Here is a 17,954-nt window from a genome sequence, read left to right on the forward strand (position 1 = left end):
CTCAGTCGCACCAGTGGTTGACGCTGTTACCCGTCGCCAGATAAATGCTCTTTTGTTGCATCCAGGCTTTCAGCCCCTGAATGCCCTTTTCGCGGCCCAGACCGCTCTCTTTAAAGCCCCCGAACGGGGTCGAAATCGCAAACACTTTGTAGGTGTTTATCCACACCGTGCCCGCTTCAAGCTGCTTTCTCAGGCGCAGGGCGCGCCCGGTATCCCGCGTCCAGATCCCGGCGGCAAGGCCATAAACGGAGTCATTCGCCTCACGGATCAACGCGGCTTCATCGCTAAAGGGCATCGCCACCAGCACCGGGCCGAAGATCTCCTCCTGACAGGCGCGCGCGCTGTTGGTCAGGCCTTCAATGATGGTGGGCTGGAAGTAACTGCCGTTTGCCAGCAGTGGATCGGCAGGACTCTCCCCGCCACACAGCACGCGGCCCCCTTCACGCTTTGCCAGTTCAACGTAAGCCTGCACGCTCTGGCGGTGCGCGTCGTTAATCAGCGGTCCCACATGGGTGCCGTCGGTAAAGGGATGCCCGACCCGCAGGCCGCGCGTTAATTCGAGCAGCCTCGCCATCAGTGGGGCGTAAAGGCGCTCATGGATAAAAAGTCGCGAACCGGCAATACAGGCCTGACCCGCCGAGCTGAAAATGCCGTAGCAGATCCCGCGCGCAGCCAGCTCAACGTCGGCATCTTCCAGCACAATGGTCGGGGATTTACCGCCCAGTTCCAGCGAGGCCGGGATCAATTTTTCCGCCGCCACGTGCGCCAGATGACGGCCTGTGGTGGTGCCACCGGTAAAGGAGATTTTTCGCACTTTCGGGTGACGCGCCAGCGCATCGCCAATCACCGAGCCTTTACCCGGCAGCACGCTCAGCAGCCCGGCGGGTAAGCCTGCCTGCTCAAAAATACGCGCCAGCTCCAGCGCCATCAGCGGGGTGGCTTCGGCTGGTTTGAGAACCACCGCGTTACCGGCAGCAATGGCCGGCGCCACTTTCTGCATTTCGCTGGCAATGGGGGAATTCCAGGGCGTGATAGCCGCCACCACGCCGAGCGGTTCATATCGGCTGAGGGTAAGCATATCAGGCTGGCGTGGGGTCGGCAGTTCACCTTCCAGCAGCTCGCAGGCGGCGGCAAAATAACGCGCCGTGCCTGCCGCGCTCATCACCAGCCCCCGCGCTTCCGCCAGCGGTTTACCGTTGTCGCGACTCTGCATGCGGGCCAGTTCATCGACGCGGGATTCGATCAGATCCGCCACCTTATGCAGGATCTTCGCACGCGCATGCGGCAGGCTGTTACGCCAGGCAGGATCGCGCCACGCGCGCTCTCCGGCGTCGATAGCCTCCTGCAGATCCTCCAGGCTTGCCGCGTGGAGCGTGGCGTTCACCGCACCGTCTGCCGGGAAATGGCTCTGCATCAGGTTACCGCCGCCACGCCGCCAGTTGCCGCCAATGAAAATGTTAAGATCGTCCATCGTCGCTCCTCAGCGCTGCGTCAGTTCACGGCAGGCGCGAACCGCGCTGAGTGCCGCCAGGGTGGAGGTTTTGGGGTTGCTGGCAAGCGGTAGCCCGCTCAGCTCCAGATGGAACTCGCCAAACATCCCTTCGACGTGCAGCGTGTGGGTATTGCGTTGAGTGGCCGGGTCCACCATCAGTTGCACGCGGGTGTCATCCATCCCCACGCCGCCAAGTGCCACGGTCGCCGCCACGTTGGCGTTGGCCGGAAACAGTCGTGCCGCTTCGCGTGCGCTGCCTTCAAAGAAGATCTGCGCCTCGGACACGGCGTTAAGATCGATAAGCTGCTCGGCATAGCTGCCGCGCCAGCTGGCCGGGCTTTTACGCGACTGGTAGGTCACCTTCTCAAGCCCGCCCTCTTTTGCCGCCGCCAGGCCATCAATGCCCGCCACCGCCCCGGAGAGCAGCGTCAGCTTTCCGCCTGCGTTAAGCAGACGCTGTTCCAGCGCGCTGTCTGCCAGCGCGCCGGTGGAGATCACCGCCAGATGCCATCCACGGCGTAAAATCGCTTCCCCGTACTGCGCTACCGCCTGCTGGCTGGCACATTCCAGCACCAGATCGGGAGTATCCGTACATAATGCGGGCGAGGTCAGTGCCACCACCGCATCGCCAAACTGCTGGCGGATAGCAGCATGATGCGTCTCGCGCGCCACGATCCAGCCGATGGCAACCTGCTCGGGCAGGCGCTCAATGACCGCCTGCGCCATGGCACCGTAGCCGATTAACATGATTTTTTTCATGATGTGTCCTTACAGATGACGGCAGAAGCCGCCGGAAACGTCCAGCGCCGCACCGGTGGTAAACGAAGCCAGCGGCGACGCGAGGAACAGCAGAGCCTGCGCAGGCTCCTGCGGCTTACCGAGACGCGCCATCGGAATGCCGCGTTTGCGGGCAATATCCGCCGTCCACTGCGGCCAGCTCTGACTTTTATCCGCCCGGTTCTCAAAGCGACGCCGCCACTGGCCGGATTCCACCATGCCAAGCAAAATGGAATTCACGCGGATGCCCTTACTCACCAGCTCTTTCGAGAGCGTGAGCGTCATATTGAGCAGCGCGGCACGTGCTGCAGAGGTGGCAATCATATGCTCCTCTGGCTGCAGCGCCAGCAGCGAGTTCACGCAGGTAATGGAGGCAATATCCGATTGCTCCAGCTGCGCCTGAAAAGCCTGCACGGGGTTAATCACCCCAAACAGTTTCAGTTCGGCTTCATGCAGCCAGGCCTTGCGCGGGGTGTCATTGAAGTGCGCCACATACCCCTGTCCGGCGTTATTAATCAGCAAGTCTGTCCCGCCAAAGCGGGACTTAACGGCCTGGGCAAAGGTCTGAACCTGGTCTGCGTCCAGCACGTCGCAGCGGTGAGAGAAAATCTCGCCATCAGGGAATTCGTTTTGCAGCGACGCATGCGCGCTGGCAAGCCGGTCCGGGTCGCGGCCACAGAACGCCACTTTTGCCCCCTCGCCCAGCAGCAAACGCAGTGTTTCAAAACCAATGCCAGAAGAACCGCCGGTGACTACCGCTACGCGCCCGTCAATTTGTGCATTCATCGCGCACCTCTTCGTTGATACGTAAAAGCTGTTGATTAAAAAACGCGTCGTTATCGAGATAGCTGGCGTGCCCGGCCAGGGGAATCGCGGTAAACGGCATGCCGTAACGTAGCGCCAGCCCCTGAACCAGCTCAGGCTGGGTAATGGCGTCCTGCTCGCCACACCAGACTTCAAAGTCACCGGCGTAACGCTTCAGCCAGCCGTGAATATCGTCATGTGCCAGCATCCATGCGGCAGCGAGGTAGCCTTCCGGGCGCAGTTTGCGCATGCCCGCCGCAACGGTGGCAATATCGTCCTCACGCGCGCCCGGGCGTAATAATTTAGCGGCCCGGGTTTGCGCCAGGATCTCGCCCCCAAGCGCCATCTGCTGCTCCCGGTTACGCCAGACCTGCTCGCGCTGCGCCGGCTCGGCCTGGCCGTAACCCTGCGCGGCATCGGCCAGCACCAGATGCAGTACGCGTTCGGAATACTTCGCCGCAAAGGCGCTTGCCACCAGCGCTCCAAGCGAATGCCCGACCAGAACAACCTGCCAGACGCCCGCGCGGTCCAGCATGGCCGCCAGCGCGTCGGCGTAATCCCCCGCGTTGGCGCGCTCAACCGCCAGCATCGGGCTTTCGCCATAACCGGGCATGTCCCACGCCAGCACGCGAAAACCGTTCAGCGCCATCTGTTTATGCCAGGAGGCAGCACCGGAGCTGATGCCGTGGAGCAGCATCAGCGGGATGCCGCTTCCCTGTTCACGAAAGCCCGTCATCGCGCCCCCTTAGTTCCGCTTCACTTTCGACAGCGGGTGATCGGCCGGATAGGTCGGGATTTCCGGCTTGTTGGTGCCGAGCATCACGCACATCAGCGCCTCTTCTTCACCATGATTGAACAGACCGCGATAGATGCCCGGCGGAACGGAGATCAGATCGCGTTCGCGCAGTACGGTTTCGGTGTAGTTATCACCGTCCTGGATCATCAGCGTGATCTGCCCTTTAAGCATGAAGAACACCTCTTCCACGTCGTCATGCAGATGCAATGGTCCCTCGCACTTCGACGGCAGCACCATGGTGGAGAAGGTAAAGTGCTCAGCCGGCACGGTATTGGTATCGCTTGCCACGCCCGTTGCCCCGGTACCGATGTAGCGCATCTGCGCACGGCGGTATTTAGGATCGAAATCGGCCTGGAACTTCAGCGCGTTCCAGTCATATTTACGCCCTTCAAAGCGCGCAATGCGCGACTCGACCCACTCTTCCATGGTCAGATGGTCAGGTTTAATGCCTGGTTTTGCAGTTACGGTTGAATCAGTCATGACACTCTCCTCAGTAACGTCTCAGCAGCGGCAGTAACAGGACGCAGCCCACCGCCGCCATCACCGCCAGAAAAATCAGCCCGGAATCCATGCTGTGGGTGAAGGCGATCAATGCGCCCATCACCGCCGGCGACAGCGCGCCCGCAAAGTTTCCCAGCCCGTTGAAAATACCGCCCGCCGTCGCGCTCACCCGGGGATGGGTAGCCTTCGCCAGCAGTGCGAAAATGTTCGGCGCACCGGTGCCCCACATAAAGGTGCTAAAGCTCATCGCCGCGATAACGGCCAGCGGGGTATCAAGATGCATGACCGCCGTCAGGCCTAAACCCGCGCCAGCCATCGAGATAAAGCAGGCCACCGCGCGTTTATCGACCCGGTCAGAAAGCCATGCGCCAATCACCTCACCCGCCAGCATGGCGATAAACGGCATCGACGACAGCCAGCCCGCGTGTTCAAGATGAATGCCTTTCCCTTTAATCAGGTAACCCGGCAGCCAGCCATTGATCCCCCACAGGTAGGTGAGAAACGCGATGTTAAAGATGCAGATAATCCAGAAGTGCGGGCTGACAAACAGCTCGCGCCGCGCGGCACGTCGTTCATCCTGTGATTCGCGATCCGCAGCCGGTTTGGCACCCAGACGGATCCCGCGCAGGCCAATGCGCACGAACACCAGCACCGGCACGGTGAGCATCGCCATCACAAAGAAGGTGCTCTGCCAGCCGAAGGCATTCAGCAGCCAGATAGAGAGAGGGAAGCCAATCGCCGCGCCTACCGGGGTACCCAGCAGCCACAACATGGTGGCTCGCGCCTGCAGATGCTGCGGGAAGTTATGCCGCACAATGGCAAACGCCAGTGGAAACAGCGGCCCTTCTGCCACGCCCAGCAAAATGCGCAGGACGATCATGACCGTGTAGTTATGGGTAAACCCCATGGCCACCATCAGCACGCACCACACCACCATCATGCCGGTGAGCAGGCGAAGCGGTGCAATCTTGTCCCCCAGTCCGCTTAAAAAGACCGATGAGAAGCCGTAGCTCAGCAGGAAGGCGCTCATCAGAATGCCGAGGCGCGTGGTGTCAAAATCAATGCCCATCGCCTGCTGGAAATGGCTGTCGGAAAAGAGCGCCGCAATGCTGATTTTGTCGAAAAATGCCAGCAGCACGCAGGCCAGCAATGACAGCGGGATGGCCCAGCGCACCGCTTTTTCGGGCGTGCGGGTGCCCTCACCGCTTGCCTCAACCGGCGCGGTGTTAGTCTCAAATGTGGTCATGTCTCCCCCTACGGGTGCGGGTTAGCTATCGCAATGACATCAGTGAAAAAGTCGGGTCAGCCAGCGGCACCGCGGACAGATCCCTTCCGGCAGCCATCCAGCGCTTCGCCAGCTTGACGGTACGCGCATCGTTGAACGCCACCAGCTGGGTCAGCCGTCCGTTTTCATCCAGTGAGAAAAACAGCGCATTATCCCGGGCAAGGGTTGTGCAGCCGGCCTGCGGAATACCGAGGATCTGAATGTTGTGCTGGTATTGATCCGACCACAGCCACGGCGCGTCGTCATAGCCGGGGGCATCGGGATTGAGCATCGCCTTAGCCGTGGCAACCGCCTGATTCTGGGCAAAGGCCCACGACTGAATGCACAGCCCATAGTGATGGTGCTGGGCCACATCACCGGCAGCAAAAATAAACGGATCCGACGTTCGCCCCTGAGCGTCCACCACGATCCCGCGCTCAGTCTGCAGACCCGCATCGCGCGCCAGCTCCAGATTGAGATCAACACCGATCCCGACGACCACGACATCAAAGGTTTCACGCTTGCCGTCACAGTGAATGACCGGCAGACCATTGTTATCTTCCAGCTCCAGCGTTCCGCAGCCGGTGCGGATATCCACGCCCTGTTCGCGGTGAAGTGTTTCCAGCTGCTGCGATACCTCGGCGCTCACCGAACGCATGCACAGCGCGGGCTGCTGCTCAAACAGCGTCACGTCGACGCCACATTTACGCGCGGAGGCCGCAATCTCCAGGCCAATCCAGCCTCCGCCGATAATCGCCAGGTTTTGACTCTCTGCCAGGCGCGCCTTCAGCCGCTGTGCGTCCTGCCAGTGGCGCAGGGTATAGACCTGCGGGTGGGCCGCCCATGCGTCGCCCGGCAGACGCGCCCGACCACCGGTAGCGATTAAAAGAATGTTGTAACTAAGATATTCACCGTTGCTTAAGCGCACCGTTTTCGCGTGACGATCGAGAGATTCCGCGCGCACCGGCCGGCACCATGTCAGGTTCAATGCCTGTTGCGCCGCTTCAGGAAAGAGACGCGGTAGCGGCGCGTCCGGCTCCAGTAACGCAGCCTTGGACAGCGGCGGGCGTTCGTAGAAATCCCACGCCTCTTCCGCCACGACGCAAATCTCGCCGTCGAAGCCTTCGTCACGCAGGGTTTTCGCCGCCCAGCCACCTGCCTGACCGCCGCCAATAATGACAATGCGCGAGGTCATACCGCCTCCGGCTTTTTCTGCTGACGGCGAGTGTCGTGGTCAATCCCACCCTCAACCGCCCACTCGGTGAACGACACCAGCGAATGTTCCAGCTCGCGCGGCTGCCAGTTTTCGGTGAGGTAATCATCGTTGGTGTAGTATTCAAACGCCCCGCCAGTTGGGCTGTTGACGTACCAGAAATAGGCCGAGGAGACCGGATGACGCCCCGGGCCAATAAAGGTGCTCCAGGCGTTTTTGTTCATCGCTATCCCACCACCGATCACCTCGTGAATGTCGCGTACGGTAAAGGCCACGTGGTTCAAACCCCGCTTACGGTTAGGCAGCTGAAGAAGGAACAAGTTGTGATGCCCGCCGCGCACGCCACAGCGCAGGAACACCGCACGGTTGATGTAGCGGTCAGACACCTGGAACCCAAGCACCTCACGGTAGAACGTCTCCACCGCCGCCAGTTCCTCCACGAAGAACACCACGTGGCCCACGTTAATAGGCTGGGCGCGATCGTAGACCGGGCTTGGCGTGTCGATACGGCGGGCATCGCCCCACTGGTTAATCGGCTCGACGTTCAGCTCCACCGGCACCTGATGGCTGACCTGTACGCGCAGGGTCATGCCGTTCGGATCGCGGCACTCCAGCGCGTCGCCCACCTCACGAAAACCGGGCTGCTTCTCAAGCTTCGGGCGCAGCGCCTCCAGATCGTCCCGGGTGGCGACGGCCCAGGTCATCCGGCGCAACGTATTTCCTTCTTCAAACGCTGGCGGCAGGTCAGGGCTGTCGACAGGATTAAGCTCCACGCGCGCGCCGCTCAGGGTAGTAAAACGCTGGCCGCTGGCATCGCCCGTCAGGCCAAAATCACGCATAAATTTGGCGCAGTGCGTCAGGTTCTCGACGCCAAATTCCAGCTTTTCAATTCCGGTTATACACATCGTTCGTTGCCTCGTCTGGCCCAGATTGGGCGTAAAACATGCCCGACGCAATGAAGCGCCTGGCGTTAACCTGATGATTTAACTGGCCTGTGACAAATACCCTAAGAAGCCAGAAATTTTATCCGCCGCCATGCGGACATCGTTTTGCAGGCGCTCGCGATCGGTCTGCGGGATCTCCTCCGAAGGCACCAGAATGCTCACCACGGCTGCCACCCTTCCGCTGCGGTCATATACCGGATAAACGATGGAGGAGATGCCATGACGGAAGAAGGATTCGCCGATCACATAGCCGCGTGCTTTGTCCTGCTGCACCATCTGCCACAACGCTTCACGGTCGTGGATCTGGCCCGGCGTGTTGCCCGGCAGACGCTCGTGCGGGAACAGCTGTTCGAAATCGGCTCGCGAAATATCAGTCAGCAGCATGCGCCCCAGCGACGTGCAGTGCACCGGCAAACGGGTACCAATGCTCACCTGATTGATGCGAGAACCGGCGGCGCTGACGCGGGCGATATAGATGATGTCGCGCCCGTCGCGGATCGCCAGATGACTGCTGCACTGGCTGACGTCACGCAGCTGCTCGATGACCGGCTGACCGACCTGCGCCACATCCAGTGAGGCGATGTATTCAAAGCCCAGACGCAGGACGTTCATGCCAAGCGAGAAGGTATTGGTTCGCGTGTTGCGCTCCAGAAAACCCATGTATTCCAGCGTTTGTACCACGCGGTAGGCGGTGGCTTTCGGCATATCGACCAGCCTGTGCAGCTCGGCAAAGGTCAGTTCACGGTGCTGCTCGCCAAAGGCCAGCAGCAGCTGTAAGCCTCGCTCCAGCCCCGGCACCAGGTACTTCACTTCGTGATCGCTTGCCATAGTTGCTTTACCTCAGTTAAAGACAAAACCGCCGTTGACCGGAATCAGCTGTCCGGTGATAAACCGCGACAGATCGCTTAACAGCCAGACCACGCTGCCGGTGACGTCTTCCGGCTGCTGCGCCCCGGTGAGCGCCCGGCCGTTTTCGTAAAGCTGATGCCGCTCTGCAGGAACATATTCCGTCGCTTCGACGCGGGTTAAGCCCGGGGCGATGGCGTTAATACGAATGCGTTTTTCACCCAGCTCACGTGCCATTGAACGGGTCATGGCAATCACGGCGCCCTTGCTGGCCACGTAGGCCATCAGACGCGGCGCGCCCCACAGCGCGGTATCGGAAGCCACATTGACAATGGCTGCCCCTTCGCGCAGCAGCGGTACCGCATCCCGGGTAACCAGCCAGGTGCCTTTAACGTTAACGCTCATCACCCGGTCCCACAGATCCGGATCGTAATCAAGCATGTCCTTGCCGCCGACCCCGGTCGCCATCGCTGCGTTATTGACCAGACCGTCGATCGGTCCCTGTTTGCCAATGATGCTGAACACCCGCGAAATGGAGAGCGGATCGGCCAGATCGATAACGTGTGATTCAATCGCATAGCCCTTCTCACTTAAGCCATGCGCGCTTTCAGCCAGTTCGCCCTGAAGGATGTCGCACATCACCACCGCCGCGCCCTGCTCTGCGCAGGCTTTCGCGAAATGAAAGCCTAGCCCACGTGCGGCACCGGTCACCACGATGCGTTTCCCGTTCAGCAGCCCATTCATCAGGCGGCTCCCTGTTGAGCTTCACGCGCCGCCAGCTGCTCTTTCGCCGCTTTTTGCATCATGCGGCGCAGGCGCGAAAGGCCCACATCATGCTGGTAAAGGTATTCATGTTCCCGTGCATCTGGCGCCATGCTCTCCAGCACCACGCGGTCCTGCTCAAGGACTTCCCAGTGCAGTTTTTCCAGACGGTTACGGTACATGAAACGCCACATATCGCGCTGCCAGCCCTGCACGCGGCGGATACGCCAGAAGAAGACGCGGCAGTTATCGTTATCTTCCGGCACCACCATGCCAACAATGAAGAAGTGACCGCCCGGCCCGAAACGCTTCTTATAAGGAATGGACAAACGCATCCAGTAGGTGCCGCTGTTGCCCAGCTCAACCCAGTCGAAGTTGACGCCGCTCTGGCCTTTTTTCTCGAAGATAAACCCGGTTTTCGTTGGCTGCAGAACCATATCCGCTTTGCGATCCCCTTCCGCCATAGAGTGCGACGAAGAGTGCAGATAGGTGCCGTGCATCGGGTCCATCACGTTTTCCAGTGCGTACTGGTAATTGCATTTCCACGCGGCGGTGCAGAGAAAATTGCTGTAGGCGTCGGTGTCAGCCAGTTCGTCCGGGAAGCTCAGTTCGTCGGGTTGCTGATCGGCGGTAACGCCAAACCAAAGGAAGATGGCCCCGTGCACTTCCTGCACGTTGTAGCTGCGCACACACTGCTGGCCGACCAGCGGACATTTGTCCACCGCAGGCACATCCTTCACTTCGCCGTTACCCGCCACTTCCACGCCGTGATACCAGCAGGCGATACGATCGCCCAGATTCCAGCCCATCGACAGACGCGCGCCACGGTGCGGACAGCGATCTTCCAGCGCCTGCACCTGGCCATCTTTATTGCGCCAGACCACAATCTGTTCGCCCAGACGGGTGATCCCCACGGGCGCAGACTGAACTTCCCAGCTGGCCAGCACCGGGTACCAGAGGCCGCGCAGACCTTTATCAAGATAGTTTTGTACGGTAGTCGTCATCGCATTGCCCTCAGTAGCCGTTAACCTGTAAGAAAGCCTGGAAGCTGGCATCGCTCCATGGCTCGCCCTGCTGATCGTGCATACGTACCGCGTTCAGTCCGTTGACCAGTTCCGGCACGGTTTCCGCGCCCTGTTCGAAAAGGTCTTCCAGCGTGGAGATAAGCGTGATTTCCCAGTTTTCCGGTACGCGGCTGCGGGTCTGCCAGATCAGGTTCTGGTAATCACCGGGCTTATGGATGGCGCCGTTACCGCCCTCAGCCGGAGGGGTAAACTGACGGCTTTCCGGCAGCGCCGGGTTGAAGTTCAGACTTTCGCTCATGCCACTGTCTCCTCGACGAAGGTAATCTGGATCTGGTTTTCAAATACCCGAACCGGGTAACGATTGAGGTTACGTCCGCCGGGGCCGTGCAGGCACTGGCCGGTTTTGACATCGAAAACCGCCTCATGCAGCGGACATTCCACTTTACCGTCCTCGACGAAACCCTGACTCAGCAGCGCGTAAGCGTGCGGGCATACGTCTTCCAGCGCGTAATATTCGCCATCAATCAAATAAACGCCGATCTCTTTGCCCTCGACGTTACCGCTAAAAGGGAAATCTTCCTGTACTTGTTCTGCGTCACATACGCCTATCCAGCTCATCACGATCCCCCAGGCTTTTGTTTCATATATGAAACTCTGTTTCTTATTTAATACGGTCAATATAAAAGCGAAGAATGTTTCGTCAAGCGCGAATGTGACGAATTTGTTAATCAGTAGAGGTTTAATTAGCTAAGTGTGCAAGCGATCACGAAAAAATGCAGCGATATGAAATTTTCATTATTCAGGCGTGAATGAATACATTTTTTTGATGATCTTTTATTTTTTAAAATAGAGATTGACTTCTTTTATTTTTATTCCTTAAAAATTATATGCGCGCATACCTCTGGTGTTTCACCTGTGAAACTTTAATTTAATTTATCTCATTAAAACAATGAGTTTCACAGGTGAATCATTTTAGTTACGTGACAATAACGTTCATAAAAAATATAAACAGACAGCACGATTAAGGCGGATTAAATGACGGCAAGATGGCAAGGCACGTTGGCACTTCTGGTGCTCATTATTATTTCCTACGTTGACCGCGTAAATATCTCGGTGATGATTTTAAACCCTGAATTTGCCGAACATTTTCAGCTAAATGAAAACAGAATGTTACAAGGAATGCTCATGACCTGCTTTTTGCTGGGTTATGGTTTTTCCGCTTTACTATTGACCCCAGTTATCGAAAGCAAATTACATTACCGACAGGGATTGTTAACCAGCATTGCGATATGGGCCGTGGTCTGCGCCATCTCGCCACTGCTGGGGTCGCTGATGGGCATGCTTATCGCCCGCCTGATTTTAGGCATTGCCGAAGGCCCACTCTTTTCACTGAAAACACGCTTTATCAGCGATAACTTTAGCGCCGGGGAGATTGGTAAGCCCAACGCCGTTACCGCGCTGGGCGTTTCACTGGGGCTGGCGGTAGGCTTTCCGCTGATCACCTGGCTGATGGCACACCTTGGCTGGGCGGGCTCATTTTATGCCCTCGCGGCGATCAATCTGGCGCTGGGTGGGGGGTTAATCTGGCGTTTCCTGCCGGCCCCTCAACATTCGGAAAAGCGCCGAACGTCCGGGTTTGTACAGACCTTTACGGTTGCCTGGCAGACACCGCTTCTGGGCTTGATCCTGCTGGTTGAAATCGCCACGCTGAGTTATCTCTGGGGCAGCAGCGCCTGGCTTCCGGCCTGGCTGCGCGATGAACACCACTTCTCCCTGCACGCGACCGGCTTTCTCGCGGCTATCCCCTTCCTGCTGAGTCTTGGCTCAAAGTTTCTGGGCGGTGTGCTGCTCGACAAAATGCGCCCGGACCAGGCACCGCTGCTGTTTGTGGTGGGCGGGATCTTAACGGCGAGTTCCGTCGTCATGCTGATGCTGAGCCACCAGCCCGGTTGGCTGGCGCTGTTTATGCTCTTGGCCAATATTTTCTGGGGACTTCAGGGGGCGGCCATTCCGGCGGTTATCCAGCATCATGCGGTGCGGGAAGCCGTTGGCAGTGCCTACGGGATCATCAACGGGATTGGGAATATTTGCGCGGCGTTTATTCCGCTGCTGATGGGGATGGTGATGAAATCGGTGGGTTCAGTCAGCTCAGGGTTTTCGGTGCTGGTCGTCTCGCAGGTTATCACCCTGCTGGCAGGAGGCATGTTGCTGCTGCGCATGCGTCGCGCAGCAGCAATCCGGGCGTAAGGCTTATTCGCCTTTTTTCGCGGCCTGGATGTAGAGCATTTCCAGCGCGAGGGTGGCCGCTGCCAGAGCAGTGATCTCTGACTGGTCGTAAGCCGGAGCCACTTCCACCACGTCCATACCCACGATGTTCAGATCCTTCAGGCCGCGCACCAGTTTGATGGCGCGGTCAGAGGTCAGGCCGCCGATCACCGGCGTGCCGGTGCCCGGGGCAAACGCCGGATCCAGGCAGTCGATATCGAAGGTCAGGTAAACCGGCATATCGCCGACAATCTGTTTTACCTGAGCGATGATGTCATCCACGCCGCGATCGTTCACCTGGCCGGCATCCAGCACGGTGAAGCCGTTGTCTTTATCAAACTCGGTACGGATACCGATCTGCACAGAGTGGTTTGGATCGATCAGACCTTCGTTTGGCGCGGTGAAGAACATGGTGCCATGGTCGAATTCACAGCCGTTCGCGTAGGTGTCGGTATGGGCATCAAAATGCACCAGCGCCATCTTACCGAAATGCTTCGCGTGAGCACGCAGCAGCGGCAGCGTGACGAAGTGGTCCCCCCCGAAAGAGAGCATGCGTTTACCGGCAGCCAGCAGTTTTTCGGCATGGGCCTGCAGTTTTTCACTCATCTCGCGCGCGTCGCCAAAGGCGTACACCAGGTCACCGCAGTCAACCACGTTCAGGCGCTCGCGCATGTCGAAGTTCCACGGGAAGCGGTTGTGCTCCCAGGCCAGGTTAGTGGAGACCTGACGAATAGCTGCCGGACCATGACGGCCACCAGCACGGCCTGACGTGGCCATATCAAACGGCACGCCGGTGATCACCCAGTCAGCGTCACTGTCGTACGGCTGGAAGTTCATCGGGAGACGTAAAAAACCAAACGCGTTAGATACCAGAGAGTTATCGTACTGATGGCCTAAAGTGCTCATGTCCTGACCTCTTTAAAGTCGATACATTAAAAACAGATGAAAAAAATCCCCTCCGCGTCGTTAAACCCGACGAGGAAGGGATTGATTTGTAAATCGCTTATTGGGGCGAATTATCGCCGCTAATTCATACGGGTTCAAGTGAGTATAGGCGAGGGTATTGCCCCTTGCCCTCACGCCGCCCCTCTCCAACAGAGAGAGGCAGGTTTACTTACTCGTCTTCCAGATAGGTGTATCCGTAAAGACCCGCTTCAAACTCTTCCAGGAACTGCTGCTGCAGCGCATCGTCCAGACCGGTATTTTTCACCTGGTCACGGAACTGGGTCAGCAGCTTTTTCGGATCCAGCTGAACGTATTCGAGCATATCCGCCACGGTGTCCCCTTCGTCGGACAGCTCAACTTCCACGCTGCCGTCAGGGAAGACAAACACGTCAACCGCTTCGGTATCACCGAACAGGTTATGCATGTTGCCGAGGATCTCCTGATAGGCACCGACCATGAAGAAGCCCAGCATCGGCGGGTTCTCCGGATCGTACTCTGGCATAGGCATCGTGGTCGCGATACCGTCGCCGTCGACGTAGTGATCGATTGCACCGTCGGAGTCGCAGGTGATGTCCAGCAGCACCGCACGACGTTCCGGGGCGTGGTTCAGCCCTTCCAGCGGCAGAACCGGGAACAGCTGATCAATACCCCAGGCATCCGGCATCGACTGGAACAGCGAGAAGTTGACGTACATTTTGTCCGCCATGCGCTCCTGCAGTTCGTCAATAATCGGACGGTGAGCACGGTTGCTCGGGTCCAGCTGCTGCTGTACGTCGTGACACATGTTCAGATAAAGCTGCTCTGCCCATGCGCGTTCCTGCAGGCTGAACGTGCCCGATGAATACCCCACATGAATATCATGCAGATCCATCTGGCTGTCGTGCAGCCACTCGCGCAACGAGCGGCGGGTACCCGGCTCGTGCATCTCCTGCCAGGTCTCCCACATGCTTTGCAGCGCACGAGGCGCGTCCTCAGCCGGCGGGGTTACCTCGGAAATTTCACTGCGTTCAACGCCGATAATGTTCGATACCAGCACGGTGTGGTGTGCGGTAACCGCGCGACCAGACTCGGTGATCACCGTTGGGTGCGGCAGGCCGTGCTCTTCACAGGCATCGCCAATCGCCCAGATGATGTTATTGGCATATTCGTTCAGGCCGTAGTTCACGGAACAGTCGGACTGCGAGCGGGTACCTTCATAATCCACGCCCAGACCACCGCCCACGTCGAAGCACTGAATGTTTACGCCAAGCTTGTGCAGCTCAACGTAAAAACGTGCTGATTCGCGTACGCCGGTGGCGATGTCGCGAATGTTGGCCATCTGCGAGCCGAGGTGGAAGTGCAACAGCTGAATGCTGTCCAGACGACCACGCTCACGCAGAATCTCAACCAGCTGCAGAACCTGGGTCGCCGCGAGACCAAATTTGGATTTTTCGCCGCCTGAGGACTGCCATTTACCGGAACCCTGCGACGCCAGACGCGCACGCACGCCCAGACGCGGGATAACGTTCAGACGCTCCGCCTCTTCCAGCACGATAGCGATCTCTGTCATCTTCTCGATTACCAGATAGACTTTGTGGCCCATCTTTTCGCCAATCAGCGCCAGACGAATGTATTCACGGTCTTTATAACCGTTGCAGACGATCACCGAACGGGTCATGCCAGCATGTGCCAGCACGGCCATCAGCTCCGCTTTGGAACCCGCTTCCAGGCCCAGCGGTTCACCGGAGTGGATCAGGGATTCAATCACGCGGCGGTGCTGGTTCACCTTGATAGGGTAAACCAGGAAGTAATCGCCTTTATAGCCGTAAGATTCACGCGCGCGTTTAAACGCGGCGTTAATGGAACGCAGACGATGTTGCAGGATCTGCGGGAAGCAGAACAGTGCAGGCAAACGCTGGCCCTGCGCCTCGCGTGCTTTCACCAGTTTGGCGAGATCCACGCGCGCTTCAGGAACGTCAGGATCCGGGCAAACGCTGATATGGCCCAGTTCGTTGACGTCGTAGTAGTTATTGCCCCACCAGGCAATATTGTAAGTGCGCAGCATCTTGCTGGCTTCCTGGGAGCTCATCGCAACCTCCTGCATGGAACGTAGCACACCCTGTTCGCCCGCTGACGAAGGCGAAAGCGAAGACATGTCGTCAGACATAGCGAACCTCAACTCTTTGTATTAAGTGTAAAACAGTTGACTACTATCGCAGCGTTATACGGCGATAACAACCCATAAACGGATCCATTTCCCAGCAGACTATGCTGAAAACCAGACCGTGCGACCGGTTTCATATTCATATCATTGTAAACACGTGTCCGAACTTAATTATGACAACGTTCGGCGAAACCACGAGAAAACTCTTGTCTTAACAAGAGCGCCCTTGTTCAGTTTTCACAAAGCGTGACCGGCCATGGAATCCTGAGAAGCCCCGAGATGGGTATAACATCGGCAGGTTTGCAGATTAGAAATGCGGGTTGCGGGAATCAAATACGCGCCAGAACGGCTGCGCTGAATTAGCGGAAAACACTGGTTCATTATCTCGTATCACCTCCACGGCCGCTCCTGCTGAAACGGACCACAAGCCAAAGCTAAAAGTTCACTGCTTAACCCGGCTGGAAGTGGCGACACGATGAGTTCATCGAGCGCTTATTGGTATGAGCCGCGCGCCGCGTTTTATACCGAGAACAGGGGTAAATTGCAAAAGATAAATGCGCGGGTTGCCAGCGCCGTCAGGAAAAATTTCCAGCAGCGAATTCAACTCAGTGAGAGGTTAGTCAAAAAAAACTGGAAATCGGGCGAAGAACTGACCTAAAATAGCCATCCAGATGTTAATCCATCCATACTGATTAACACTCAGACTGCCAGTGTCATTAACCTGCAGGCCTTGGTAGAATTATCTCCTTTGGCTATTCCACACAGCAGCTTGAGCTAAACAAATTCCTTTTAGGTGAAATAAAACATGGCAAAACACCTGTTTACGTCCGAGTCCGTATCAGAAGGACATCCAGATAAAATTGCTGACCAAATCTCCGATGCGGTGCTTGATGCGATCCTGACGCAGGATCCAAAAGCGCGCGTCGCGTGTGAAACCTACGTCAAAACCGGCATGGTTCTGGTTGGCGGTGAGATCACCACCAGCGCATGGGTGGATATCGAAGAGATCACCCGTAACACGGTTCGTGAGATCGGTTATGTCCATTCTGATATGGGCTTTGATGCCAACTCTTGTGCGGTACTGAGCGCAATTGGCAAACAGTCTCCGGACATCAACCAGGGCGTTGACCGTGCCGATCCGCTGGAACAGGGCGCGGGCGACCAGGGCCTGATGTTTGGTTATGCAACCAACGAAACTGACGTGCTGATGCCAGCGCCAGTGACCTACGCACACCGTCTGGTGCAGCGTCAGGCTGAAGTGCGCAAGAATGGCACCCTGCCGTGGCTGCGTCCTGATGCGAAAAGCCAGGTGACCTTCCAGTACGACGACGGCAAAATCGTCGGTATTGACGCGGTCGTTCTGTCTACTCAGCATTCCGAAGAGATCGACCAGAAATCCCTGCAGGAAGCAGTGATGGAAGAGATCATCAAGCCGGTTCTGCCAACTGAATGGCTGAGCTCCGCAACCAAATACTTCATCAACCCAACCGGACGCTTTGTTATCGGCGGCCCAATGGGTGACTGCGGTCTGACCGGCCGTAAAATCATCGTTGATACCTACGGCGGCATGGCGCGTCACGGTGGCGGTGCCTTCTCCGGTAAAGACCCGTCTAAAGTTGACCGTTCTGCTGCGTACGCTGCGCGTTATGTTGCGAAAAACATCGTTGCTGCTGGCCTGGCTGACCGCTGTGAGATTCAGGTTTCCTACGCTATCGGCGTGGCTGAACCGACCTCCATCATGGTTGAAACCTTTGGTACCGAGAAAGTGCCATCCGAGCAACTGACGCTGCTGGTGCGCGAGTTCTTTGACCTGCGCCCATACGGTCTGATTCAGATGCTGGATCTGCTGCACCCAATCTACAAAGAAACCGCTGCATACGGTCACTTTGGTCGTGAACATTTCCCATGGGAAAAAACCGACAAAGCCGCTCTGCTGCGTGAAGCTGCTGGTCAGAAATAATCGACTGACAGCGAATGTTAAAAAAGGCCAGCCCCGTGCTGGCCTTTTGCTTTTGTCAGCCAGAGAGCCTGACATTGCGCTTTGCGTGAAACCGATTACACCCCACCCGATATACCTCGCTTTCAGAATAATCTCTTTGCATGATCGCATGTCTTATGCTGTTACATTTCCTTTCAGTTAAGTCTGAAATTCATTCAAACGCGATGCGCATCAACTA

General features: G+C 57.6%; 19 protein-coding genes. 3 read left to right on the forward strand and 16 right to left on the reverse strand.

Translation table 11 applies throughout. The features are described from left to right. Position 1: 1 nt before the first annotated feature. The 13 genes from HV340_RS18645 to HV340_RS18705 form a co-directional block, all read right to left on the reverse strand. Complete coding sequence (locus tag HV340_RS18645) at positions 2–1,471, reverse strand: aldehyde dehydrogenase (protein ID WP_181216168.1); 1,470 nt, start codon at positions 1,469–1,471, stop codon at positions 2–4. A gap of 9 nt (positions 1,472–1,480) precedes the next feature. After that, the gene (locus HV340_RS18650; protein ID WP_020883712.1) at positions 1,481–2,251 is read right to left on the reverse strand and encodes an aspartate dehydrogenase; all 771 of its coding nucleotides are present in this window, start codon (positions 2,249–2,251) and stop codon (positions 1,481–1,483) included. Positions 2,252–2,260: 9 nt separating this feature from the next. Continuing rightward, positions 2,261–3,055 carry an SDR family oxidoreductase gene (locus HV340_RS18655; protein ID WP_181216169.1) on the reverse strand — a complete coding sequence of 265 codons (795 nt, stop codon included), beginning with the start codon at positions 3,053–3,055 and terminating at the stop codon, positions 2,261–2,263. Beyond that, the gene (locus tag HV340_RS18660) at positions 3,039–3,809 is read right to left on the reverse strand and encodes an alpha/beta hydrolase (protein WP_063925577.1); all 771 of its coding nucleotides are present in this window, start codon (positions 3,807–3,809) and stop codon (positions 3,039–3,041) included. The genes HV340_RS18655 and HV340_RS18660 overlap by 17 nt, the downstream gene beginning before the upstream one ends. A 9-nt stretch (positions 3,810–3,818) precedes the next feature. Further along, positions 3,819–4,349 carry a cupin domain-containing protein gene (locus HV340_RS18665; protein ID WP_049023386.1) on the reverse strand — a complete coding sequence of 177 codons (531 nt, stop codon included), beginning with the start codon at positions 4,347–4,349 and terminating at the stop codon, positions 3,819–3,821. 10 nt (positions 4,350–4,359) lie between these two features. Beyond that, a complete protein-coding gene (locus tag HV340_RS18670; protein WP_025203265.1) occupies positions 4,360–5,616 on the reverse strand; it encodes an MFS transporter in 1,257 nt (418 codons plus the stop codon). A 25-nt stretch (positions 5,617–5,641) separates the two neighbouring features. Next, entirely contained in the window at positions 5,642–6,829 is a 1,188-nt protein-coding gene (locus tag HV340_RS18675; protein WP_181216170.1) for an FAD-dependent oxidoreductase, read from the reverse strand. Continuing rightward, positions 6,826–7,752 (reverse strand): VOC family protein, encoded by a 927-nt coding sequence (locus HV340_RS18680; RefSeq protein ID WP_086532126.1) that lies wholly within the window; start codon positions 7,750–7,752, stop codon positions 6,826–6,828. Before HV340_RS18680 ends, HV340_RS18675 begins: the two co-directional genes overlap by 4 nt. Before the next feature lie 78 nt (positions 7,753–7,830). Then, on the reverse strand, positions 7,831–8,619 hold the full coding sequence (locus tag HV340_RS18685; protein ID WP_020883705.1) for an IclR family transcriptional regulator: 789 nt from the start codon (positions 8,617–8,619) through the stop codon (positions 7,831–7,833). A 12-nt stretch (positions 8,620–8,631) separates the two neighbouring features. After that, entirely contained in the window at positions 8,632–9,381 is a 750-nt protein-coding gene (locus HV340_RS18690) for an SDR family oxidoreductase (protein ID WP_079231692.1), read from the reverse strand. Further along, complete coding sequence (locus HV340_RS18695; RefSeq protein ID WP_020883703.1) at positions 9,381–10,403, reverse strand: aromatic ring-hydroxylating dioxygenase subunit alpha; 1,023 nt, start codon at positions 10,401–10,403, stop codon at positions 9,381–9,383. Before HV340_RS18695 ends, HV340_RS18690 begins: the two co-directional genes overlap by 1 nt. Positions 10,404–10,413: 10 nt before the next feature. Next, positions 10,414–10,722 (reverse strand): recombinase-like helix-turn-helix domain-containing protein, encoded by a 309-nt coding sequence (locus tag HV340_RS18700; protein WP_014171555.1) that lies wholly within the window; start codon positions 10,720–10,722, stop codon positions 10,414–10,416. Then, entirely contained in the window at positions 10,719–11,042 is a 324-nt protein-coding gene (locus HV340_RS18705) for a non-heme iron oxygenase ferredoxin subunit (protein ID WP_013098654.1), read from the reverse strand. Before HV340_RS18705 ends, HV340_RS18700 begins: the two co-directional genes overlap by 4 nt. Positions 11,043–11,459: 417 nt before the next feature. On the opposite strand from HV340_RS18705, the gene HV340_RS18710 reads away from it, so the two are divergent. Next, the gene (locus HV340_RS18710; RefSeq protein ID WP_108647822.1) at positions 11,460–12,671 is read left to right on the forward strand and encodes an MFS transporter; all 1,212 of its coding nucleotides are present in this window, start codon (positions 11,460–11,462) and stop codon (positions 12,669–12,671) included. A 3-nt stretch (positions 12,672–12,674) separates the two neighbouring features. Here HV340_RS18710 and speB read toward each other — a convergent pair whose 3' ends face one another. The 3 genes from speB to yqgB form a co-directional block, all read right to left on the reverse strand. Further along, positions 12,675–13,595 carry an agmatinase gene (speB, locus tag HV340_RS18715; RefSeq protein WP_014071686.1) on the reverse strand — a complete coding sequence of 307 codons (921 nt, stop codon included), beginning with the start codon at positions 13,593–13,595 and terminating at the stop codon, positions 12,675–12,677. Positions 13,596–13,803: 208 nt separating this feature from the next. Further along, positions 13,804–15,780, reverse strand: a complete 1,977-nt coding sequence (gene speA / locus HV340_RS18720) for a biosynthetic arginine decarboxylase (RefSeq protein ID WP_020883700.1) — start codon at positions 15,778–15,780, stop codon at positions 13,804–13,806. An 8-nt stretch (positions 15,781–15,788) separates the two neighbouring features. Further along, positions 15,789–15,920, reverse strand: a complete 132-nt coding sequence (gene yqgB / locus HV340_RS18725) for an acid stress response protein YqgB (RefSeq protein WP_071605459.1) — start codon at positions 15,918–15,920, stop codon at positions 15,789–15,791. A 332-nt stretch (positions 15,921–16,252) separates the two neighbouring features. Here yqgB and HV340_RS18735 point away from each other — a divergent pair, with 332 nt between their 5' ends. Then, a complete protein-coding gene (locus tag HV340_RS18735) occupies positions 16,253–16,435 on the forward strand; it encodes a hypothetical protein (RefSeq protein ID WP_025203262.1) in 183 nt (60 codons plus the stop codon). 147 nt (positions 16,436–16,582) lie between these two features. After that, entirely contained in the window at positions 16,583–17,737 is a 1,155-nt protein-coding gene (gene metK, locus HV340_RS18740) for a methionine adenosyltransferase (RefSeq protein WP_181216172.1), read from the forward strand. Positions 17,738–17,954: the final 217 nt, after the last annotated feature.

This window comes from Enterobacter sp. RHBSTW-00975 (assembly GCF_013615235.1).
Taxonomy (GTDB): domain Bacteria; phylum Pseudomonadota; class Gammaproteobacteria; order Enterobacterales; family Enterobacteriaceae; genus Enterobacter; species Enterobacter ludwigii.